Annotated in this window: 21 protein-coding genes; 9 read left to right on the top strand and 12 right to left on the bottom strand. The window is 68.0% G+C overall.

Annotation, left to right across the window (positions count from 1 at the left end; all coding sequences use genetic code 11):
- Positions 1 to 369: 369 nt before the first annotated feature.
- Positions 370 to 1,476, top strand: coding sequence for an IS110 family RNA-guided transposase (locus V9G19_RS17940; RefSeq protein ID WP_462284535.1), 1,107 nt, complete (start codon positions 370 to 372; stop codon positions 1,474 to 1,476).
- A gap of 172 nt (positions 1,477 to 1,648) precedes the next feature.
- Here V9G19_RS17940 and V9G19_RS17935 read toward each other — a convergent pair whose 3' ends face one another.
- The 5 genes from V9G19_RS17935 to V9G19_RS17915 form a co-directional block, all read right to left on the bottom strand.
- Positions 1,649 to 2,812, bottom strand: coding sequence for an IS701 family transposase (locus tag V9G19_RS17935; RefSeq protein WP_462283989.1), 1,164 nt, complete (start codon positions 2,810 to 2,812; stop codon positions 1,649 to 1,651).
- Positions 2,813 to 3,336: 524 nt separating this feature from the next.
- Positions 3,337 to 4,701, bottom strand: coding sequence for a hypothetical protein (locus V9G19_RS17930; protein WP_462286779.1), 1,365 nt, complete (start codon positions 4,699 to 4,701; stop codon positions 3,337 to 3,339).
- Positions 4,611 to 5,501 (bottom strand): hypothetical protein, encoded by an 891-nt coding sequence (locus V9G19_RS17925; protein ID WP_462286778.1) that lies wholly within the window; start codon positions 5,499 to 5,501, stop codon positions 4,611 to 4,613. Before V9G19_RS17925 ends, V9G19_RS17930 begins: the two co-directional genes overlap by 91 nt.
- On the bottom strand, positions 5,498 to 5,737 hold the full coding sequence (locus V9G19_RS17920; protein ID WP_462286777.1) for a hypothetical protein: 240 nt from the start codon (positions 5,735 to 5,737) through the stop codon (positions 5,498 to 5,500). The genes V9G19_RS17925 and V9G19_RS17920 overlap by 4 nt, the downstream gene beginning before the upstream one ends.
- A 229-nt stretch (positions 5,738 to 5,966) precedes the next feature.
- A complete protein-coding gene (locus V9G19_RS17915; protein ID WP_462286776.1) occupies positions 5,967 to 6,119 on the bottom strand; it encodes an ATP-binding cassette domain-containing protein in 153 nt (50 codons plus the stop codon).
- A 297-nt stretch (positions 6,120 to 6,416) separates the two neighbouring features.
- Between V9G19_RS17915 and V9G19_RS17910 the strand changes: the two genes are divergently transcribed.
- Entirely contained in the window at positions 6,417 to 7,580 is a 1,164-nt protein-coding gene (locus V9G19_RS17910; protein ID WP_462286775.1) for an IS701 family transposase, read from the top strand.
- A 172-nt stretch (positions 7,581 to 7,752) separates the two neighbouring features.
- Here the strand turns inward: V9G19_RS17910 and V9G19_RS17905 are convergent, their stop codons facing one another.
- The 7 genes from V9G19_RS17905 to V9G19_RS17875 form a co-directional block, all read right to left on the bottom strand.
- The gene (locus tag V9G19_RS17905; protein ID WP_462286774.1) at positions 7,753 to 9,510 is read right to left on the bottom strand and encodes an IS1634 family transposase; all 1,758 of its coding nucleotides are present in this window, start codon (positions 9,508 to 9,510) and stop codon (positions 7,753 to 7,755) included.
- 476 nt (positions 9,511 to 9,986) lie between these two features.
- A complete protein-coding gene (locus V9G19_RS17900) occupies positions 9,987 to 10,280 on the bottom strand; it encodes a hypothetical protein (RefSeq protein WP_462286773.1) in 294 nt (97 codons plus the stop codon).
- A 17-nt stretch (positions 10,281 to 10,297) separates the two neighbouring features.
- Positions 10,298 to 10,795, bottom strand: a complete 498-nt coding sequence (locus V9G19_RS17895) for a glycerophosphodiester phosphodiesterase family protein (RefSeq protein ID WP_462286772.1) — start codon at positions 10,793 to 10,795, stop codon at positions 10,298 to 10,300.
- A 115-nt stretch (positions 10,796 to 10,910) separates the two neighbouring features.
- On the bottom strand, positions 10,911 to 11,966 hold the full coding sequence (locus tag V9G19_RS17890; RefSeq protein ID WP_462286771.1) for a glycerophosphodiester phosphodiesterase family protein: 1,056 nt from the start codon (positions 11,964 to 11,966) through the stop codon (positions 10,911 to 10,913).
- Positions 11,963 to 12,190, bottom strand: coding sequence for a hypothetical protein (locus V9G19_RS17885; protein WP_462286770.1), 228 nt, complete (start codon positions 12,188 to 12,190; stop codon positions 11,963 to 11,965). The genes V9G19_RS17890 and V9G19_RS17885 overlap by 4 nt, the downstream gene beginning before the upstream one ends.
- A gap of 152 nt (positions 12,191 to 12,342) precedes the next feature.
- Positions 12,343 to 13,068: a maleylpyruvate isomerase family mycothiol-dependent enzyme gene (locus V9G19_RS17880; protein ID WP_462286769.1), complete on the bottom strand. Its 726-nt coding sequence runs from the start codon at positions 13,066 to 13,068 to the stop codon at positions 12,343 to 12,345.
- Between the two features lie 62 nt (positions 13,069 to 13,130).
- Complete coding sequence (locus tag V9G19_RS17875; RefSeq protein ID WP_462286768.1) at positions 13,131 to 13,607, bottom strand: hypothetical protein; 477 nt, start codon at positions 13,605 to 13,607, stop codon at positions 13,131 to 13,133.
- A gap of 112 nt (positions 13,608 to 13,719) precedes the next feature.
- Between V9G19_RS17875 and argG the strand changes: the two genes are divergently transcribed.
- The 7 genes from argG to V9G19_RS17840 all read left to right on the top strand — a co-directional run bounded on the left by argG (position 13,720) and on the right by V9G19_RS17840 (position 21,304).
- On the top strand, positions 13,720 to 15,135 hold the full coding sequence (gene argG / locus V9G19_RS17870; RefSeq protein ID WP_462286767.1) for an argininosuccinate synthase: 1,416 nt from the start codon (positions 13,720 to 13,722) through the stop codon (positions 15,133 to 15,135).
- A 793-nt stretch (positions 15,136 to 15,928) separates the two neighbouring features.
- Positions 15,929 to 17,131, top strand: a complete 1,203-nt coding sequence (locus tag V9G19_RS17865) for a PucR family transcriptional regulator (protein WP_462286766.1) — start codon at positions 15,929 to 15,931, stop codon at positions 17,129 to 17,131.
- A gap of 119 nt (positions 17,132 to 17,250) precedes the next feature.
- Positions 17,251 to 18,189 (top strand): ACP S-malonyltransferase, encoded by a 939-nt coding sequence (locus tag V9G19_RS17860; protein WP_462286765.1) that lies wholly within the window; start codon positions 17,251 to 17,253, stop codon positions 18,187 to 18,189.
- A gap of 53 nt (positions 18,190 to 18,242) precedes the next feature.
- On the top strand, positions 18,243 to 19,217 hold the full coding sequence (locus V9G19_RS17855) for a beta-ketoacyl-ACP synthase III (protein ID WP_462286916.1): 975 nt from the start codon (positions 18,243 to 18,245) through the stop codon (positions 19,215 to 19,217).
- Positions 19,218 to 19,288: 71 nt separating this feature from the next.
- Entirely contained in the window at positions 19,289 to 19,537 is a 249-nt protein-coding gene (locus V9G19_RS17850; RefSeq protein ID WP_462286764.1) for an acyl carrier protein, read from the top strand.
- Between the two features lie 135 nt (positions 19,538 to 19,672).
- Positions 19,673 to 20,929: a beta-ketoacyl-ACP synthase II gene (fabF, locus tag V9G19_RS17845; protein ID WP_462286763.1), complete on the top strand. Its 1,257-nt coding sequence runs from the start codon at positions 19,673 to 19,675 to the stop codon at positions 20,927 to 20,929.
- A 36-nt stretch (positions 20,930 to 20,965) separates the two neighbouring features.
- On the top strand, positions 20,966 to 21,304 hold the full coding sequence (locus V9G19_RS17840) for a hypothetical protein (protein ID WP_462286762.1): 339 nt from the start codon (positions 20,966 to 20,968) through the stop codon (positions 21,302 to 21,304).
- Positions 21,305 to 21,472: the final 168 nt, after the last annotated feature.

Here is a 21,472-nt window from a genome sequence, read left to right as displayed (position 1 = left end):
CCCTTTGGGGGCGGGCAAGGTCACCTGGGGGCGGGCAAGGTCACCTGGGGGGCGGGCAAGGTCACCTGGGGGCGGGCAAGTTCTGCTAGACCCTATGGGGGTTGGCGAGTGTTCCGGGTGTTCGGTCTCGGCAAGGTTCCATTCGCCGGCGCGGGTGATTGTCTGCCATCGCTTGTCGGTGACAACGTCGTTCATGCTCGCTGCGCTGCGCGTGCTCCACGTTGACTCCTCTGGCGCGTTGGCAGGTTTGGCCCGGGTCCGGTGAGTGGATGATCTTGTGGGGGTTGTGGCCGGAGCCTCGCGTATGCCACAACTCGGGGATCACCTGGCCAGAAGGGCTGGCTGGTGGCCGATGGATAGGAGGCTCCGGTGTTTACCGAGCGTACAAGTCTTGGGTTGGATGTCCACGCCCGGTCGGTGCGGGCGGCCGCGATCGACACGAGGACCGGTGAGGTGATCGAGCGGGTGGTCTGGCCGCGGACCGTGGATGTGGTCGGGTTCGTCACGGATCTGACGCGGCAGCATGGTCCGGTGCTGGTGACCTATGAGGCGGGCCCGACCGGGTATGGCCTGGCGCGGGGGTTGCTAGCCGCTGGTCACCGCACGCAGGTGGCGGCTCCGTCGAAGTTGTTGCGTCCGAGCGGGGAGCGGGTTAAGACCGACCGGCGGGATGCGATGTTGTTGGCGCGGTTGGCCCGCAATGACGACATCGTCGCGGTGACCATCCCGACGCCGGCGCAGGAATCGGCCCGGGATCTGGTCCGGGCCCGCGAGGATGTCCGGGCGGCGTTGATGAGCGCCCGCCACCAGCTGTCGAAGTTGTTGCTGCGGCACGGCTATGTCTACCTGCAGGGCAAGGCCTGGACCGGTGGCCATGACCGGTGGCTGCGCCGGATCGGCACGCACGAGCTGGGGGCTGACGGCGTGGGGACACGGGCCGCGTTCGATGATGGCTACACCGCGGTCACCCAGCTCCTGGCCCGCCGCGACCGGCTCGATGAGCAGATCCTGGCGTTGGCCGCGGACAGCGAGTACACCGCGATCACCCGACGGTTGGGGTGCCTGCGGGGGATCTCGACACTGACGGGGTTCGCGTTAGCGGTGGAGATCGGGGACTGGCACCGGTTGACCGGGTCCTCGATCGGCTCCTACCTCGGGCTGGTGCCGTCCGAGTCGTCCTCCGGCGCCAGCCGGGTCCAAGGAGGGATCACCAAGACCGGCAACAGCCACGCCCGGCGGCTGCTGATCGAGGCCGCCTGGCACCACAAGAAGGCCTACACCCCCGGGAAAACCATGCAGCAACGGTGGGCGCTGGCACCGGCCGTGGCCGCTGAACGCGGTGACGCCGGCAACCGGCGGCTGCACCGGTCCTGGCAGCGGATGACCGCACACAAGAAACGGCACACCGTCGCCAACACCGCCATCGCCCGCGAACTGGCCGGCTGGTGCTGGTCTTTGGCCACCATGGACACCTAATACTACAGCCGCATTTATGGGAATGCGCCACGGCTGGCGTAATGACATCGGCGGGCTCGGGCTTGGTGCCGGCGACGCCAGGATGACCAGTGAAGAACTTCGGCCGGGTCTGGGTTGTGTTTCCAGATCAGTTGCGCCAGAAGGTGTTTGACCTCGGGGACGGTGAGCGGGATCAGGTCCGTGGGGTTGGCTCGATGGCCCCCTTTTTGGGGGTTGCCGTGGCCGCGGTGGTGATGGTCAGGAAGGCGTGGGCGAGCATGGCCAGGGTGATGTGCCGGTACCAGGATTCGTATCGGCGGACCTGGTACTGGTCCAGGCCGACCTGTCCCTTGGCGCTCTGGAAGGTCTCCTCGATGGCCCAGCGGGCCCCGGCGACACGGACAAGCTCGCGCAGCGGCGTGTCCTCGGGCCCGCAGCACAGGTAGTAAGCCAGGTCGGTGGGGTCGCTGATCGAACGGCGCACCAGCAGCCAGTAGCCATCGGCAGATTCCAGCGGACGGATCTGGGCGCGGGCCCAGTGATAGAGCCGGGGACCCTTGGCGCCGTTGCCTGCGGAGATTTTCTTGAACGCCTGCGCTGGAAGCGATCTCGCGAGTTCGTCCGCACGCAGCTTGGCGACCCGGTCGCCGGTGTCCGTCTCGACACGGGCGATGACGCGCTGGTTGACCGGCACCGCGAGCACGTACGGCATGCCACGACTCTCCAAGGTGGCGCGCAGCCCGCCGTGCTGGCCGTATACCTCGTCGCCGGTGACCCATCCGGCCGGCACCCCCGCATCCAATGCCCGACCGATCATCGCGATCGCTAGCTCCGGTTTGGTCGCGAAGGCCACCTCGTCGCCGATCCCGGCCTCTCGGCAGCGGTCCCGGTCCTCGGTCCACGCCTTTGGCAGATACAGCTCCCGGTCCAGGAACGTGCGGGCGACGGGCGTCGCGTATGCCAGGAACACCCCGATCTGACTGTTCTCGATCCGCCCCGCGGTGCCGGAGTACTGCCGGGCCACCCCGGCCGACTTCGTGCCCTTCTTGAGGAACCCCGTCTCGTCCACGACCAGCACCCCGGCCGGGTCGCCCAAGTGCTCGACCACGTACCCACGCACGTCGTCACGAACCAGGTCCACGTCCCAATCCGCCGCCGCGAGAAGGCGTTGCATCCCATCCGGGTTCGCCGCTCCGGCCCGCTCCGACAGCGTCCACCCGTTCTTGCGCTCCACCGGCGAGAGCAACCCGCGCACGTACTCCAGCGCCCGCTCCCGCGGCTCAGACCGCGCGAACCGCGACGCGATCCGGGCATGCACGGCCGCAAGCCCCTCCGCCCACAACTCCACTTCCGCCACACAAACCTCACTGATCACATAAGCACCATGGCCCCAGTCATCAGTATGACATCCACGACACGCCGGTCAACCATAAATAAAAGCGGCTGTAGTACTAACCGCACACCACGCCTCGTTCACGGAACACCCCTGGTGTCCGGGCAGCAGCGCGAGGAGAGAACCAGCGAACCTGCTATGAGTAACCCCGAGCCTTGCCGGGGCGACGCTCGACCCTAGACCAGCCGAGACTCTCCAGCCGAAACCAGGGCCCTGCGGTAACCAACCCGCGTATATCAGACTGACCGCGCGTCGATTGACACGCTGTCTCCCGGCCACCACTTTCCGATGAACGACGAAGCGGGGTCCCCTCCGGCCAGAGAGGACCCCGCTTCACCCTGCCACTTGACAAACGGGCCCTACATATCAGCAGAAGTTGCACGCTCCCCACTAGGCAGCACGCTACTGGGACCTTGACCAACGTGCGCTAAGCCAATTGGCGCCCGCTGCCGCTTGGGCGTGCTGGTCGGAGCCCGTGTGAGCCCACGTCAGGTGTCTCGCCCCGGGAGCCAGCGGCTCGCCGCCGTGGAGAGTCCCTTGACGGCGCCCGCGAACGACACGGCGAAGAGGACCACGGCGGCGGCAATGACGTAGGGGGCAAGGGTTGGCCGAGACAAGGCCTCGGTGTCCGCCATCGAAGGTTGCGCGACCAGCGCGGCGGACAACAGCGCGCCGGTGGCAGCCAAGACCAAGGGCACAGCGCAGACAACTGCGAGGGTCGCGGTCGTAGCGGCACGGCGACTCGTCAAGACGGCGACCGGGACCAGTCTCCGCACCAGTTCGCTCATGACCACGGACGATGTCAGCAGTGCAGCCGAACCTGCGGCCAGTGAACCAAGGAGGGCGAACAGGGTCACCCAACGACCCTTTTGCTCCAAATCACGCGCACCGGACAGATAAGAAGAACCCGTCAGCTGCGCGCTCGGAGCCCCGGCGAAATGCCGATTGGCGAACTGGTTGAAAGCGGGCAGGTCGACCGGCGAAGGAGCGCTGATCAGCAAGACGTCGGACATAGCGAGGTCCCTGATCGGTTCGACGGAAATGAGGGGAAGGGAACCGCCGAGGAAATCGACCCCGTTGCGATCGAGTGTCGGGCTGTGGACCCGCGCCCCGGACCTACAAGGGAGGTCCAGGACGCGTAGCGACGCGCAATCGCCTGTCGCCAGCCAACCTCCACGGTCGAAGCGAAAGCGAACGAGCGACGTCGTCGCGTCGTCCTCGCGAAGTGCGCTGACCTGAGCCTGTCCCTTCGTGGCGGCCCCTGTGAGTGTGACAACGCGACCCCCCGTTTCACGCTGAGCACGTATCGCCTCACCCGCAGGTCCGTCGAACAGTTGCGTGTAGATCATGGTTTGCGACAACAGGATTCCCGCGACCACGACCACTGCGATCTGGCCGAGCCAGGCGAGCGTCCGGTGCCGCAGCCACGCTCCGGCCGTCAGGAGTGAGCCTATCCCCGCACGGCGACCCGCTGACTGGAACACTCGACCCACGAGGCTGACGAGTGACGCGACGCTGGCCGGCATGAGCAGCGCGGTCAGCGCCGTGCCAAGCATCACCAGTACGCTCCAGGTTGCCTGCCCCGGGGTTGAGAGGTAGCTCGGAAGGCTAAGCGTGGCAAGGATTGCCAGAGGCCCTCCGGCGAGCCACGCGTGGCGGATCGTGCTCGCGCCGAGCGCGGCTCGCGTCGACGCGGTGAGCCGGCGGATCGGCCGAGAGACCACGGCGACGATAAGAACGACCGTCGTCGCGGCCGCGATAATCAGCCACGGCCACGCAGCGAGCACTGTTTCTCGCGGCATCCAGAATCCCGTGACCGGGACCTCGTCCAGGGTGCCGGCGGTGACGAGCACAAGCAGGCCGGCGCAGCCGGCGCCAGCATGCTGGCCGGGAGCGCGATTCCGATGCGCCACGCGCGCCGTTGCCGCGGCGGGCAGCCCAGCGCGTCCAGCACGAGATCCCGTCGCGCTCTCATCGTCCGGTTCGCTGCCGAGCCCGTGAACAGCAACGCCACCGACGGCAGCGCCAGCAGGTAGGTGACCCAAAGGAAGCTCCGCAGGCTGAACGCATTCATGTTGTCGCCGAACCCCGAACCTCGACTGAGCGCCCAAGCGCTCGCTTCGCTTTCGGGATAGCCGAATCCGCGAACGAGTGTGCCGGCATCGGTTGGCCATCGCCCTGCCAGGGGTCGCACATATGCCAGCCGCTCCCCGGGCACCACAAGTCCGGCATCGGAGATCCGGCCCACGCTCTGGCCATATCGCGAGGCGATCCCTTCGGCGTCGCCATCGTGGGCAAGAGCGGGAGACAGAACGACTTGTCCCGGACCCGGCCAGGACGTCAGCCCGGGTGGCAGCGGCGCGTCTGCACCCAGGGGTTCGATGCGCACGACGCTGAACTGTGCGCCGTCCGCCAAGGAATCCCAGCGGGGCCACCACTTCAATGCGGCATCCCCGCTCTGCTCGGCCGTCACAGGTGCGCGGTGAGCATCAATGACCGCCCGGTGGGCATAAACGGCATACGACGAGAGCACGAGACACCGCCAGAGGCTGACGAAGAAGGAGGCCAGCGCAACCGCCCGGCGAAAGCTCTTGCGGGAGTCGCGCAGGCCCTCGCTGGCTCCCATGCTGAGGAGGAGCAGGAACGCCCTCACCGGCGACTAACCACGTCGATCGTCTCGACCCGGCCACCGCGCGAGGCGAGGATTCGATCGGCTCGGGCAGCAACATCCGGATCGTGGGTGGCGATCAGGAGCGAGCGATCGCCACCCTGGACGAGGCCGAACAGAAGATCGGCGACTTCGTCGCGGGTGTCGTGGTCAAGCGCACCCGTAGGTTCGTCCGCCAAAACCCGCGCCGGATCGGTGATCAGCGCACGGGCAACCGCCACCCGTTGATGTTCCCACCCGAGAGCAGGTCTGACCTATCGGGGAGGTCACGAAGACCAACTGCCTCCAGGAGCGCTGTCGCGCGGGCAAGGGCACTGCCCCGCCCTGACTTCCCGGCTTCGCTCCACAACCACGGAAGCATGACGTTGTCGATCGGACTCAGATCGGGCAGCAGCTCGCCCTGTTGAAACACCACTCCGACCTGGCGCGATCGCCACGCTGATCGGCGCCTCATCGACATGGCGTAATGTCCTCCCCGGCAACGCGTACCCTGCCCGAAGTCGGGCGGAGCAGTCCGAGGCAGATGCTGAGAAGAGTGCTCTTGCCCGCTCCGCTGGGGCCCATCAGGCAGAGCGAACTCCCGGGTCGCAGTTCGAATGTCACGCCGACGAGGAGGCCATAATGGCGGCGCTGGAGACTGACATTTTCAACGCTTAGCAACGATGGCCCCCTTGGTCGACACTATCTAGCCCGAAGTTACGGCTGGTTGACGTGGCGAACCCCCTGCTGGGCAGGGGGTTCGCTGGTTTGGGTGTTGGTGGTTCTGTCTACTTGCCGTTGATGGTTAGGGGGATGGGGGCGTTTAGTACTACAGCCGCATTTATTTGTGGTTGACCGGCGTGTCGTGGATGTCAGACTGATGACTGGGGCCATGGTGCTTATGTGATCAGTGAGGTTTGTGTGGCGGAAGTGGAGTTGTGGGCGGAGGGGCTGGCGGCCGTGCATGCCCGGATCGCGTCGCGGTTCGCGCGGTCTGAGCCGCGGGAGCGGGCGCTGGAGTACGTGCGCGGGTTGCTCTCGCCGGTGGAGCGCAAGAACGGGTGGACGCTGTCGGAGCGGGCCGGAGCGGCGAACCCGGATGGGATGCAACGCCTTCTCGCGGCGGCGGATTGGGACGTGGACCTGGTTCGTGACGACGTGCGTGGGTACGTGGTCGAGCACTTGGGCGACCCGGCCGGGGTGCTGGTCGTGGACGAGACGGGGTTCCTCAAGAAGGGCACGAAGTCGGCCGGGGTGGCCCGGCAGTACTCCGGCACCGCGGGGCGGATCGAGAACAGTCAGATCGGGGTGTTCCTGGCATACGCGACGCCCGTCGCCCGCACGTTCCTGGACCGGGAGCTGTATCTGCCAAAGGCGTGGACCGAGGACCGGGACCGCTGCCGAGAGGCCGGGATCGGCGACGAGGTGGCCTTCGCGACCAAACCGGAGCTAGCGATCGCGATGATCGGTCGGGCATTGGATGCGGGGGTGCCGGCCGGATGGGTCACCGGCGACGAGGTATACGGCCAGCACGGCGGGCTGCGCGCCACCTTGGAGAGTCGTGGCATGCCGTACGTGCTCGCGGTGCCGGTCAACCAGCGCGTCATCGCCCGTGTCGAGACGGACACCGGCGACCGGGTCGCCAAGCTGCGTGCGGACGAACTCGCGAGATCGCTTCCAGCGCAGGCGTTCAAGAAAATCTCCGCAGGCAACGGCGCCAAGGGTCCCCGGCTCTATCACTGGGCCCGCGCCCAGATCCGTCCGCTGGAATCTGCCGATGGCTACTGGCTGCTGGTGCGCCGTTCGATCAGCGACCCCACCGACCTGGCTTACTACCTGTGCTGCGGGCCCGAGGACACGCCGCTGCGCGAGCTTGTCCGTGTCGCCGAGGCCCGCTGGGCCATCGAGGAGACCTTCCAGAGCGCCAAGGGACAGGTCGGCCTGGACCAGTACCAGGTCCGCCGATACGAATCCTGGTACCGGCACATCACCCTGGCCATGCTCGCCCACGCCTTCCTGACCATCACCACCGCGGCCACGGCAACCCCCAAAAAGGGGGCCATCGAGCCAACCCCACGGACCTGATCCCGCTCACCGTCCCCGAGGTCAAACACCTTCTGGCGCAACTGATCTGGAAACACAACCCAGACCCGGCCGAAGTTCTTCACTGGTCATCCTGGCGTCGCCGGCACCAAGCCCGAGCCCGCCGATGTCATTACGCCAGCCGTGGCGCATTCCCATAAATGCGGCTGTAGTATTAGGAGGGCGAAGGTGTGGTTTGGGTGGGGGTGGGTTCGGCCAGGGTGGGCACGAGGGGTGTGGTGTGGTCGGTGCCGTAGCGCAGGTCGTTGCGGGTCAGGGTGGCGAGGTGTTTGAGCAGGGCCGGGAAGGACCGCACGGGCTGGTCGTGGTCGTCGGTGTGTCGGGAGGCTTTGCGGTCCGCGGCTGGGGAGCGGTGGGCGGGGGCGACCGGGTCGGCGGGTGTTGGCGGGTGTTCGTCGGTGTAGGTCAGGGGGGCTAGGGTGGCGCGTAGGTGCCAGGTCAGGTAGGCGGCGAGCATCACAATCAGGACGTGGGCGCGGACGCGGTCTTCGAGGCGGTGGTAGATCGGGCGCAGGTCGAGGTCGGTGGCTTTGATGCTGCGGAAGTCGCGTTCGACGTGGGCGAGGTTTTTGTAGGCCTGGACGATGCTGGCGGGGGTGAGGGTCTCGGCGGGCGTTGGGGTGCGTAGCACGTAGATGCCGTCGAGGGCGGCTTCGGCGGCGATCTGGCTGGTTTTGCGGGTGATCACCACGGTGGTGTCGGTGATGGTCAGGTCGAAGTGTTTGGCCATCCGGTATTTGTTGAGGAGTTTGCCGACCCGCAGGCCGATCGTGTCGGCGCCGGCTAGCCGGCCCTCGGCCACTGCTCGCTGGGTGGGGGCCAGGGCGGTTTCGGTGGCGGTGAGCAGGTCCTCGCGTTTGCGGGCGCGTTCGGTGGCCAGGAACGGGTTGCGGCAGGCGATCAGCCGTTCCCCGGGGTAGTCGGGGTGGCTGATTTCGGCCAGGTTGTGTTCATCGAACAGGGTTGGTTGAAGCGGGCCGCCCTCGGCGGCAAGGGTTTTGATCGCGGGGGCGCGCAGCGCGGTGATCCAGCCGAGGTCGGCTCGGGTGGCCGGGTCGGTGTTGGTGTGGCGGATCGCGGTGATCCGGGCGGTGGTGATCATGCCGCGGTCGCCGACCATGACCATCTCGGTGAGTTTGAAGGTGTCCCGCACCAGGGTGACGGCCTCGATGAACGCGGTGGGGTCGGCGGTGTTGCCGGGGAAGACCCGGATCGCGACCGGGCGACCGGCCGGGTCGGTCAGCAGCCCGTACTCGATCTGGGTGCGGTTCTTCTTCCCGTCGCGGGAGTAGCCGCGCCGGGCCAGTGGGCAGTGGCTGCCTTCCATCCACGAGGACGATAGGTCGAACAGCGCCATCCGGGCGGGGTTGGCGTCGGCGGCCAGGTGGCGCCGGGCCAGCTGCTTCTCGATCGCGTCCTGGCGCCCGAGTAGCCAGTCCATCGCCGCGTAGACCTCGTCGGTGGAGGCACCGGCCAGGTCGAGGTCGACGCCCAGGGTGGTGTCGGCCCACCAGGAGATGGTCGCCAGCTTCGAGCCGGGTGCCAGCACTCGGGCGATGATCAGCCCCATCGCCAGGTCCCGGGCCCGCCCGGGCGGCCCGAGTAGCCCGGGTAGGCCCAGGGCCCGGGCTTGGGCCCACACCGCGGCCACATGCCCGTGCGGCAGGGAGCGGGTGATGGTGGCGGCCTGGTCGGCCGGGATGAACGCCTGCCCGGCCAGGCAGGCCCGGATCACCTCGATCAGCTCGGCCGGCAGGTGGGAGAGGTTCGCGACCGTCTCGTTGCGCACCTTGCCGTTCTCCCGCCAGGAACGCCGCAACAGGTGGGTCTCGTAGTCCCGGGCCACCCCGTCCTTACCAACATAGTGACGACGGTGCGTGGTCACATGAACCGCTCCACCACGTTTCGCCATACCGCCAAAATATCACACCATGCCGGATCGATCGATCCACTTTAGTGACGACACACCGAGGGGTTAGAAGCCGCATCACTGCAGGTCAAAACGGGGATCAGCCCTCAAACCACTCGCAACTTCGGTCTAGCCGCAGCCTATGACGATTAGTTCCATCCGGAGCAACGGTCGGGCCTTCCCCCAAGCACCGCACAGGCCTTCAGCGCCGTGATATTGGCCGTCTCGTTCCTGATGACCTTGGTCCCGCACCCGCTCTTGTTGGGGAGCGTGCGCTCTGTGCCGGTGGGCTACCGGCCCGCGAGAACGTCGGCGCGTGCCTCGACGCAGATGTCGGGCTGGTCGCAGAACAGCCCATCGACGCCGGCGCGGATGAACGCCCCTGGCCTCCTCGATCGCCCGCCCGAAGTCGGCGGGGTTGGCGCCGATGCGGTAGCTGACCGGCAGGAAATAGTTCTCGGCGCGCAGCGTCCACGGCATCACCTGAAGCTTGGCCGCGTGCGCGTCGGCGACCAGCGTCGTCGGGCTGGCGAGGGTGCCGTCGGTGTTGCGGCGCACGACCAGGCCCTTGTCGGGGCCGATCCGTTGATCGTCTTGGCCAGGTCCCGCAGGCTGGTCGCGGTGAGCAGATCGGCATACGTGCGCGGGTCACCGGCCGTGACGAGGTCGTATGGCGCTCCCCCGCTGGTCGCGAGGAATACCAGCTTGCCCGGGAAGCGCAGTTGGGTGCGCAGCCACACGAGGTTGCCGAGCTCGAAGCTTTGCACCCACACCGGCGCATTGGACCGGCTCAACCCGTGCTTGCGCAGCGCCGCGACGACGGCCGTCTCGGGTCGAAACCCTTCTCGTGCAGATAGGTCGAGTGCTTGATCTCGGGGATGATGCCGATCGTGCAGTGGTAGGGGCGGGAGAGCTGGTCACGCTGGCGTAGCACCTCCTCGAACGTCAGGACAGTCCAGCGGCCGTCATAGAAGGCTCTCCTCGCGCAGCTGCGGCAGCCGTTCCTTGGCGCGCAGCGTCTTGAGTTCGGCCAGGGTGAGTCCTCGACGAACCAGCCGGTGACCGGGCGGCCGTCCACCCGCTTGGTGGTCCGGCGGTCGGCGAAATCGGGGTGGGCGGCCACGTCGGCCGTCTCGGAGATCTCCGGCTCGTGCCGGTCGACCAGCACACTGTCCTTGGTCATCACCAGGTCGGGCTCGATGTAGTCGGCGCCCAGGGCCACCGCCAACTCGTAGGCGCTGGCGGTGTGCTCCGGCCGGTATCCGGAGGCGCCCCGGTGGGCCAGCACGAGCGGCTCGAGACCGTCCGGCCGCCCGGCGGCGGTGCCGCGTGCCGGCGCCGAGGAGGAGTCGGTGGCCGGTGGGGCGACGACAGTGGTCCAGGGAGTTCTATGGGGCTCGACGCTACGAGAGGTCAGGTGGCCGCCCCGGGGACTGGTCGTGGCGATCAGGTGACGGTTCGGGCAATGCGCAGGCCGCAGGCCGCAGGCCGGTGCGGTCGGGATGGTCGGTGATCACCGTGTCCACCCCCTCCTGCACGTATGCCGCCACTAGCCCCGCCATGTCGCCGAGCGTCGTCGGCTCCTCCCCGGAACGAAAATCCGTGGGCAGGAACGCGTTCTCGGCCCGGAAGGTCCAGCAGTCCAGCCGCAGACCAGCGGCCAAGACGTCGGCGAAGACCCGGGACGGCTCGCCCAGGGCGCCGCCGGCGACGCCGGGGAAGAGCACCCGGCGACCCGGGCCGAGCGCGGTCACGGTCGGCGCGAGCGCGGCCAGGCCGCGGGGGGTGATGTGATCGGCATACGACCGGCCGAGGGGATCGTCGAGGACGAGGCGACTCGGGTCGTCCTCGACGAGGAAGACCAGCCCGTTCGGCACTCCGAGCGCCCGCAATCGCTCCAGGTGCGCCAACTCGAAGGACATGACCTCGACCGGAGAGTCGGCGGCGAGCATCCCGGCGGCGCCGAGCGCTGCGACGAGCGACCCCTCCATCGCCAGGCCGTGCCGCCGGAAGTATTGCGGGGTCTTGACCTCCACCTTCAACCCGACCGGGCGAGCCAGCTCGGCGCTGAGCTGCGCGCGTAGGGTGAGGATCTCAGGGAGGGCCGGGACGGCATACCGGCCGTCGTGCGCCGTGGATCGCAACTGCGGCAGCGGCTCGATCGCGCGCACCCCGGCGATCTCGGCGGCCGACATTTCCTCGGTGAACCAGCCCTCCTCGTGCAGCTCGCCGACGGTGCGGCTGACCCGGCGCCGGCCGAACTCCGCGCGCGCCGCGATGTCTGTGGAGTGACCGATCTCATTCTCGTGCCGGGCGATCAACTGCCCGTCCCGGGTCATGACTACGTCGATCTCGAAGGCGTCGGCGCCGAGCCGGATGCCCAGCTCGTATGCCGCGAGCGTGTGCTCGGGCAGGTATCCGCTTGCGCCGCGGTGGGCGACGATGCCCGGGCGGGTCACCACGAGTCTTCGACCCGGCGGCGGGCCTGGAAGGTCCCTTCTCGGTGGGTCCAGTTGAGGATGCCGGGGAGCTGATGGTCGATCTCGTTGCTGAGGAAGCGATCGGGCAGCCGGCCCGGCCCCTCGCCGAGCCCGAGTTCACGGCGACGACGATCGAGTCGGACCGCCGCAGCGACAATCAGGAGGAAGGCCGCGCCCGTCACGGCCGCCAACACCCAGATCATCCGCCCACCTCCTATCTGGAGGTCAACCTAAACGCGCACAAAGGCGTTGGACCTCGAGACGGCTAACCGAAACCCGATCGAGATAATGGAACGGATGCGCTACTGCGCCGAGGTCGACGATCCCTGCTGGAGCGACCGGTGCACCCCCGCCATTACACCGCGAAATTGCGCAGCCGAGCGAGTACCTCCCCGCCGCGCTGCCCGCTCGTCGTCACCGAAGAGCCTCCCGGGTCGAGCCGGCGGGCGCCGATCCGAGCCAGTTCGCCGGCCGAGCCACGCACGACAGCCTCGGCGTCCTCGGCCCCGAACACCCAGACCTCACCAGCGGGGGCCACCGCCTCGATCCGCACGCTCGGGGCGTCCTCGCCGGCGACGCCGAAGGCATAGGGCAGCGTCGCGTGGGCGAGCCACAGGATGTGTCGCAGCCGGTCGGTGTCGGGATAGTCAATCCCGAGAGGTCCGGCGATGTCGAGCGCGTGCGCCCAGTGCTCGGCCAGGCGGGTGGTCGCCAAGCTCGCCGGGCGCAGGGTGTTGGTGACCCAGGCGAACCGGGCCCGCTGGTCAGCCGCGCGAAAGGCCGCCAGCGCCGCCCGACGGGCACCCTCCCAGCGAGCCAGCACGGCCGGGCCGCCGCTGCGCTCGGCCGCAACGTAGGAGTCCATCGCCGATTCGACGCTGTCGCCCAACGCACTCCAATCGAGCGCATCGCCCTGCAGCGTTGCCACGACGGCCTCCTCGCACTGGGCGAGGTGGAGCAGGACGTCCGCCATGCTCCAGCCGGCGCACGCGGCCGGCGCGTCCCACTGCGCGGTCGTCAGGCCGGCGAGGACCGCGGCCAGCTGCTGCTCCTCGGCCTCGAGGGCGTCGTAGATCTCCACGCCGTGAGTCTGGCACGTTCGCACGGACTCGGGACCGGCCATAGGTCCCGACGGCCGACTGGTCAGCCAGGGGCCATGTCGATCGTCCCGCCCGTGACCGCATTCCCGACCGCGCCGCGCTTGCGGTGCGCAGGCCTGGTATTGATCTCGTTCAGCAAAGCGGAATCGATCCACGTCTCGGACCACGTGCCCGGCTCGGTGTACGTGCTGACGCCGACACTGCCGGTGGTCGGGCCGCCGTCGCCGAAGTCTCCCACGTGTTCATAATTGACGGCCCAAGAGAAGGTGTCGTCAGCCGCCCAGATTTCCACCAGGTTGTAACCACCGGACGCCCAGATGACTCCGGGCACTCGCGTCCAAACCCGGATGGTCGTGACGGTGCCGTCGGCATTGATCCTGAAGACGGAAATCCAGCCGGCGTTCGCGTACTGGAAGAGGTAGCTGGGACGCCAACGGCCTTGGCCGTCCAGGGAGAAGGATTGCCCCGGACGATGACGCGGCGCTTGCGATGAGCTGCCTGCGTTGCATCGTTGATTCATCCCTTCCGTTGTGAGGCCCGACGGGTGTCGACCCTACGCGAGCACAGAGAGCTGAATCCGGGGCGTGATACGTCGGCACGCGGCATACCGACTGGTCTTTAAGCTGTGCGGCGTGTCCAAGGTCTTGACGTCCCTGCCCGTCGGCGAACGCGTCGGCATCGCCTTCTCTGGTGGCCTCGACACCTCGGTGGCCGTGGCCTGGATGCGGGAGAAGGGAGCCATTCCGTGCACCTATACCGCCGACCTCGGGCAGTATGACGAGCCCGAGATCGACCAGGTCCCCGGCCGCGCCGGCCAGTATGGCGCCGAGGTCTCCCGGCTGGTCGACTGCACGAGCGCCCTGGTCGAGGAGGGCTTGTCCGCGCTCGCCTGCGGCGCCTTCCACATCCGCTCCGGGGGCAAGGCCTATTTCAACACCACCCCGATCGGCCGCGCGGTGACCGGCACGCTGCTCGTGCGGGCCATGCACGAGGACGACGTCTTCATCTGGGGCGACGGCAGCACCTTCAAGGGCAACGACATCGAGCGCTTTTATCGGTATGGCCTGCTGGCCAACCCCGCGTTGCGGATCTACAAGCCGTGGCTGGACGCCGACTTCGTCAGCGAACTCGGCGGCCGGCACGAGATGAGCGCCTGGCTCACTCAGCGCGACCTGCCCTATCGCGACAGCCAGGAGAGGGCCTACTCCACCGACGCGAACATCTGGGGTGCCACGCACGAGGCCAAAACCCTTGAGCACCTTAACGTTTCCCTGGAGACGGTCGAGCCGATCATGGGCGTCCGGTTCTGGGATCCGGCCATCGCGATTGAGACCGAGGACGTCTCGATCACCTTCGTGCAAGGCCGGCCGGTCGCCATCAACGGCGCCGACCTCGACCCGGTGGTGCTGGTCCGCGAGGCCAACACGATCGGCGGCCGGCACGGCCTCGGGATGTCCGACCAGATCGAGAACCGGATCATCGAGGCCAAGTCGCGCGGCATCTACGAAGCTCCCGGTATGGCGCTACTGCACATCGCCTACGAGCGGCTGCTCAACGCGGTCCACAACGAGGACACGGTCGCCAACTATCACGCCGAGGGCCGGCGTCTGGGTCGCCTTCTCTACGAAGGCCGTTGGCTCGACCCGCAGTCGCTCATGCTCCGCGAGTCGCTGCAGCGCTGGGTCGCCTCGGCGATCACCGGCCAGGTCACTCTCCGGCTGCGGCGCGGCGATGACTACACGATCGTCGACACCCGCGGCGAGAACTTCTCCTATCACCCCGACAAGCTGTCGATGGAGCGGGTCGAGGACGCCGCGTTCGGCCCGGTCGACCGGATCGGTCAGCTGACGATGCGCAATCTCGACATCGCCGACTCCCGCGCCAAGCTGGAGTTGTATGCCGCACAAGGACAACTCGGCGTCGGTCACGTCGACCTGGTCGGGCAGCTCGAGTCCGGCGGCGCCGCGCAGATCGCCGCCAACCCCGGCATCGACGCCGAGGCCGACGACGCCCTGGACGCCGCGGCCATGGAGTTCGGGACCGACTGAGCGAACTACTTCCAGTCGCGCGGAACGTAGCAGTAGTCGGCGTCGCCCGCCAAGAGGACCCGCTGCGCTCCCCCGGTCGAAGGGAAAATCACCACGTCGACAGTGTCGGGGTTCGGGTAGCCGTCACGGTGGCGCAGCGCTGCGATTCGGGCTGAGTCGGGTGACCACGTTGGCTGTTCGTAGTAGATTCTCCAATCGCCCCCCGTGATGCTTGTAGTTTGGTCGGTCGCGACGGACCAACGCACGACCAAGTTGTACGAGTCAGTCCGGGAGAACGAGACCGCCGCGAGGAACCGTCCGGTGGGGTTGAACTCTGGCTCGTCGACCCCTCGCCACACCTTGCCCGGCATCTGGCCACCGGTGGCGCATACGAGAACTACGTCCCGGTTGACCTCGACCTCGTCTGTGCAGAGCCTCCGATCGCGAAGTCGTTGTCCCCGTTGGCGAGCAGCGTTACCGGCGCCCCCGGCCGCGCCAGGGTCGTGTAGACGATGCCGTCGTTGGCAAACGCGAGCTTGGCCCCGTCCGGGCGACCAGGCCGGGTTGTAGCCTGGACGGATTCTCGTGGCCCGGCCCAAGGACCGCCGCCAATGGTGCTTCGTTGACGTCCAACCCGTGACTCGCTCCCGTCCGTGAGGGCCTGGCCCACGATGGATACCTCCCCCACTCCGACCCTGAATCCGGTCCCGGCTCGGCGCCATGGGCCGATCACCCCATCGCCGACCCCGCGCGGCGATCCGACCCCACCGCGTCCGGCCCGGCGCTCGCCCCGGACACAAATACTCTTGGACATGTGTCGAGGACCAGACTGCCCGCCGATACCCGCCGGCGCCTCGCCGCGGCCGCAGCTGGGTTGTCGCGGAGGGCAGTCGCCGAGATCGAGGCACGACATCGGTGGTATGCCGCGCTCAGCGCCGCCGAGCGAGCCGCGGTCGCGCAGTTGGCCCGGGCCGGTGTGGCCGACTTCATCGCCTGGCTCGACGGGAACGTCATCACGGCGCGGGCCGGCACGGCGGTCTTCGATGTGGCGCCACCCGAGCTGAGCCGGTCGATAACCTTGGGCCAGACGCTGGAGTTGCTGCGCACGGTGGTCGATGTCGTCGAGGCCGCGACCGACGACGTGGTCGATCCCCAGACCGCCCCGGCGGCCCGCGAGGCCATCTTGCGCTACAGCCGCGAGATCGCCTTCCGGGCGGCACACGTCTACGCCGGCGCGGCCGAACAACGCGGCGCGTGGGATGCCCGGCTCGAAGCCCTGGTCGTCGATGCGATCCTGCGCGGCGACGCCGACGACGCGATGAGTTCGCGAGCCAGCGCGCTGGGTTGGGGCGCGAGGACACGCGTCGCCGTCATCGTTGCCGACCCGCCACACCCTGTGGCCGGCGACCCGATCGATCCTGCAGATGTGCTCGACAAGGTGCACCGCAGTGCTTCGCGCCACGGCCTGCATCTGCTGGCTGCCGTACAGAACGGTCGGGTGATCATGCTCGTCGGTGAGACGCGCGACGCCCTGCTCGATGCCACCCACCTGAGCGAGAGCCTCGGGCCGGGCCCGATCGTGGTCGGCCCCACCGTGCCGCACCTCTTCGCGGCGGGTCGCTCCGCCCGCGCGGCGATCTCTGGACATGCGGCCGCGGCGGCGTGGCCGGACGCGCCCCGACCGGCAAACGCCGATGACCTGCTGGCCGAACGCGCGCTCCTCGGCGACCTGCCGGCCCGCAACGCCCTCGTCGGCCGGATCGTCATCCCGTTGCGCGAGAGCGCCGCCGCAAATCTTCTTGCCACCGCCACCACCTTCTTGGAGTGCGGCCGGAGCATCGAGGCCACAGCCCGCACTTTGTTCGTTCACCCCAACACCGTTCGGTACCGCCTTGCCCGGATCACCGCGGTCTGTGGCTACGACGTCACCACCCCTCACGAGGGTGACATCGTCCACTTGGCAATCCGTTACTCCCGGCTCGTCCGCGCGGGCTCCACAACTCGCGCGCCGGTGTAGGACGCTCGAGGGGGTGATGGACAGCGCGCGCCTACTTGGATACTTCCTACAAAACTACCATCCCTATTGCGTAACCTTTTCTCACTCGCAATCGACCCGGCATGCGGCAGTGTGGACAGGTGCTCGCGATCGTGTGCCCGGGACAGGGCTCGCAGACTCCTGGTTTCCTGCTCCCCTGGCTGGACCTGCCCGGGCTGCGGGAGAGAGCCGAGTCGATCTCGGCCGGGACCGGCATCGATGTCGTTGAGCACGGCACCATTTCCGACGAGGAGACGATCAAGGACACCGCGATCGCCCAGCCGCTGATTGTGGCCGCGGGATTGCTCACCCACGCGGCTCTCGGCGCGGACGGGGCCGCGAGCCTGGTCGCGGGCCACTCGGTCGGTGAGATCACCGCCGCCGCCATCGCCGGCGTGCTCGACGACAACAGCGCCGTGAGGTTCGTGGCCACGCGTGCCCGGGGTATGGCGGCCGCGAGCGCGGTGACCCCGACGGGGATGAGCGCGGTCCTGGGGGGCGATTCGGAGGAGGTTCTCGCCCGGTGCGCGGAGTTGGGGTTGACTCCGGCAAATATGAACGGCGCCGGACAGATCGTCGCCGCGGGCACGCTCGATCAGCTCGGCGACTTGCTGTCGAGCCCACCGGCCAAGGCGCGGGTCATTCCGCTCAAGGTGGCCGGGGCTTTTCATACGGCGCACATGGCCCCGGCAGTCGCCGACCTGCAGTCCCTGGCCGACACCCTCGCACCTGCCGACGCGTCCATCGGCGTTATCTCCAACGCCGACGGCGCGGTGATCACCGACGGTGCTGACGTGCTGGCCCGGCTCGTTGCGCAGGTCACCAGTCCGGTGCGGTGGGATGCCTGCATGCACACGATGCTCGACCGGGGTGTGACCGGGATGATCGAGTTGGCGCCGGCCGGCACCCTCGTGGGGCTCGCCAAACGCGCGATGAAAGGCGTCGAGACCCTTGCGGTCAAGACGCCAGATGACCTGGACGCAGCCGCGCGAATGCTGCGTGACCACTCCGACGACCAGACCGGGAGCACCACCGAATGAAGCTGCTCAGGAAGAACGCCCCCAAGGGCACGGGCAAGATCGTCGCCGCCCGGATGTCTCGCGGATCGCGCATCACCGGGGTCGGCGGCTATCGCCCGGAACGGGTCGTCCCTAATTCCGAACTGGTCGAGGCGATCAACTCCTCCGACCAGTGGATCCGGGAGCGCTCGGGGATCATCGAGCGTCGCTACGCCCGCCCCGACGAGAGCGTCGTCGACATGGCGCATGCCGCGGCAATCGACGCCATCGCCATGGCCGGGCTGGAGCCCTCGGACATCGAAGCGGTCCTCGTCGCGACGGTGACCCACCCCTACCAGACCCCGGCCGCCGCCCCCAAGCTCGCCGACCGATTCGACCTGAGATGCGCGGCCTTCGACATCTCGGCGGCCTGCGCCGGCTACTGCTACGGTATCAGCCTCGCCTCCGACATGGTGCGTGGCGGGACGGCCGAGCATGTCCTGGTCGTCGGCGTCGAGAAGCTGTCTGACTTCACCGATTTCACCGACCGGAGCACGGCCTTTATCTTCGCCGACGGGGCCGGTGCTGCCGTCGTCAGCCGCAGCGACCGGGTCGGAATCGGGCCGACAATCTGGGGCTCGGAGGGCGACAGTTGGACGACGATCCAACAGAAGCCGTCTTGGGTGGAGTTGCGTGAGGCCGACGAGTTCCGGTGGCCGCCGATCCTCATGGAGGGCCATAAGGTCTTCCGCTGGGCGGTATGGGGAATGGCGCCGGTCGCCCAGAAAGCGATGGATGCCGCCGGCATCAAGCCGAGCGACCTCGATGCGTTCATCCCACATCAGGCCAATATGCGGATCATCGATTCGATGCTCAAGCAGCTCAAATTGCCCAAGGACATCCCGGTCGCCCGCGATATCGCCGAGACGGCCAACACGTCGGCTGCCTCGATCCCGCTGGCCACCGAGCGGATGCTCCGTGAGGGCCTGATCCCGCACGGCGGCTTGGCGTTGCAGATCGGCTTCGGCGCGGGCCTGGTCTTTGCCGCACAGGTCATCGAACTGCCTTAACTAGGTTCCCGGTTGGTCCACGGGTGAATCGGGCCAAAGCAGAAATCTGTTCCACGACAAGGAGAGACGCAATGGCTCAAACCGAGCAGGAGATCCTTGAGGGTCTCGCCAATATCGTCAACGAAGAAACCGGCCTCGACGTCGCCGACGTCCAGATGGAGAAGTCGTTCACCGACGACCTCGACATCGACTCGCTGTCGATGATGACCATCGTCGTCAACGCCGAGGAAGCCTTCGGGGTCCGGATCCCGGACGACGAGGTCAAAAACCTGGCCACGGTTGGCGACGCGGTCCGCTTCATTCTCAACGCACAGGACTGACCCGGTCCGTCGGACGTCGAGGAGCCGGCTGAGAAGTCGCTCCTCGACGTCCACGTCCCGCAACCGCCATAACCGCTGCGCGACGGCCCACCCCACAAGCGCCCGGGCCGTCGAGCGATCCATGAGGAGTGCACCATGTCCGGAGAATCCGCCCGCGACGTCAAGGTCGTCGTCACCGGATTGGGGGCGACCACCCCCGTCGGCGGCGACGTTCCGTCCACGTGGGAGGCGATCCTGTCCGGCACCTCAGGAGTGCGGACGCTCCCGTATGACTGGGTGGCCAAGTACGAGCTGCCGGTGAACTTCGGGGCGCCGCTGCACACGCCGACCGACGACGTGCTCACCCGCGTTGAGATGCGTCGTCTCGATCCGAACGCCCAGTACGCCCTGATCTCGGCCCGCGAGGCCTGGCAGGACGCCGGCGCGCCGGAGGTCGACCCGGTCCGCCTCGGGGTGGCGATCGGCTCTGGGATCGGGGGGATCTGGACCCTCGTCGACCAGTGGGAGAACCTGCGCGAGAAGGGCCCGCGCCGGGTCTTTCCGCTCGCCGTCCCCATGCTCATGCCCAACGCTGCCTCGGGCAATGTCTCCCTCGAACTGGGCGCGCGGGCCGGCGCCCACACGATCGTCTCGGCATGCGCCTCGGGCGCCGAGTCCATGGGCTTCGCGGCCGAAATGATCCGCAGCGGCCGGGCCGACATCGTGGTCGCCGGCGGCTCCGAGGCTGCTATCCACCCGCTGTGCTATGGCGGCTTCTCGGTCATGCAGGCGCTTTCGAAGCGCAACGACGACCCGGAGCGGGCTTCGCGTCCGTATGACATCGACCGGGACGGTTTCGTCATGGGCGAAGGTGCCGGTGTGATGGTGCTGGAGTCCGAGGAGCACGCCAAGGCCCGGGGAGCGCGGATCTATGCCGAGTTTGCCGGGCTGGGGATGAGTTCCGATGCCCACCACATCGCGGCCCCCGAGCCGGAGGGAGCCGGCGCTTCTCGCGCGATGATCGAGGCCGTGGAGCGCGCGGGGCTGAGCCCCACTGACATCGTGCACGTCAACGCGCACGCCACGTCCACTCCGGTCGGCGACACGGCGGAGTCCAACGCGATCCGGCGCGCCTTCGGCAGCGCCGCTGACGGCATGGTGGTGAGCGGGACGAAGTCGATGACCGGCCACCTGCTCGGTGCAGCCGGCGCCCTGGAGGGGGTGTTCACCGTGCTGGCCGTCCACCACCGCCTCGCGCCGCCGACGATCAACCTCGACAACCTTGACCCTGCGGTCGACCTTGATGTTGTGCGGGATGCTCCTCGGTCGCTGCCCGACGGCGACATCGCCGCCCTCAACAACTCCTTTGGCTTCGGCGGCCACAACGTCGCCTTCGCGATCAAGAGCGTGTGACGGTTGCGGCACAACGCCCCGGGGAGGGGCGGGCCCATGACCCTGGCGGATCGCCCGCCGCGCCGTCTCGTGCACAAGCTCGCGCTCGTCGGTGCCGGACTGGGGCTCTTCTTGGCGGTGGCGTTGACGTTCGGGCCGGACTTGGCCAACGGTTACCCGCCCTACGAGTGGGAGAATCGGCTGGTGGTCTTCACCGGGATGTTGGTCCCGCTCGGCGCGGCCTCGGGCGCGCTCATCGGCGCGCCCGTCGACGCCGCCCGTGCTCCGTCTCGGTGGCGGCTGTGGATCACGCTGGCGGTCTGGTTCGTCATCCTGCTGGCGGTCTGGGTGTTCTGGACGTGGGCAACCACCGGCGCGTGGCCGCTGCTTGGTTGACGGTCGGTGTTATTCCGACGGAATGGGACGCGTCGCCGGTTGAGGATCCGCCTGCCAGTCTCCGTTCCATCCCTGCCAGACTCCGTTCCATCCCTGCGAGCCAACGGCCAGTTCCACCCCAACAGCGCCTTGGACCACAATGGCGCAACCCGGCTCACCGATCAGGGG

Origin of the sequence: Nostocoides sp., from assembly GCF_037045025.1 — a bacterium.
Lineage (GTDB): Bacteria > Actinomycetota > Actinomycetes > Actinomycetales > Dermatophilaceae > Nostocoides_A.
The sequence above is the reverse complement of the archived record's forward strand: the minus strand, read 5'-3'. Positions and strand labels throughout refer to the sequence as shown.

Bases quoted from the DNA above. Each gene is read 5' to 3' on its own strand.
- V9G19_RS17905 (WP_462286774.1), bottom strand. From the start codon at position 9,510: ATGGCGAAACGTGGTGGAGCGGTTCATGTGACCACGCACCGTCGTCAC.
- V9G19_RS17885 (WP_462286770.1), bottom strand. From the start codon at position 12,190: ATGATCTGGGTGTTGGCGGCCGTGACGGGCGCGGCCTTCCTCCTGATT.
- V9G19_RS17875 (WP_462286768.1), bottom strand. From the start codon at position 13,607: ATGAATCAACGATGCAACGCAGGCAGCTCATCGCAAGCGCCGCGTCAT.
- V9G19_RS17855 (WP_462286916.1), top strand. From the start codon at position 18,243: ATGTCTCGCGGATCGCGCATCACCGGGGTCGGCGGCTATCGCCCGGAA.
- V9G19_RS17850 (WP_462286764.1), top strand. From the start codon at position 19,289: ATGGCTCAAACCGAGCAGGAGATCCTTGAGGGTCTCGCCAATATCGTC.
- fabF (WP_462286763.1), top strand. From the start codon at position 19,673: ATGTCCGGAGAATCCGCCCGCGACGTCAAGGTCGTCGTCACCGGATTG.
- V9G19_RS17840 (WP_462286762.1), top strand. From the start codon at position 20,966: ATGACCCTGGCGGATCGCCCGCCGCGCCGTCTCGTGCACAAGCTCGCG.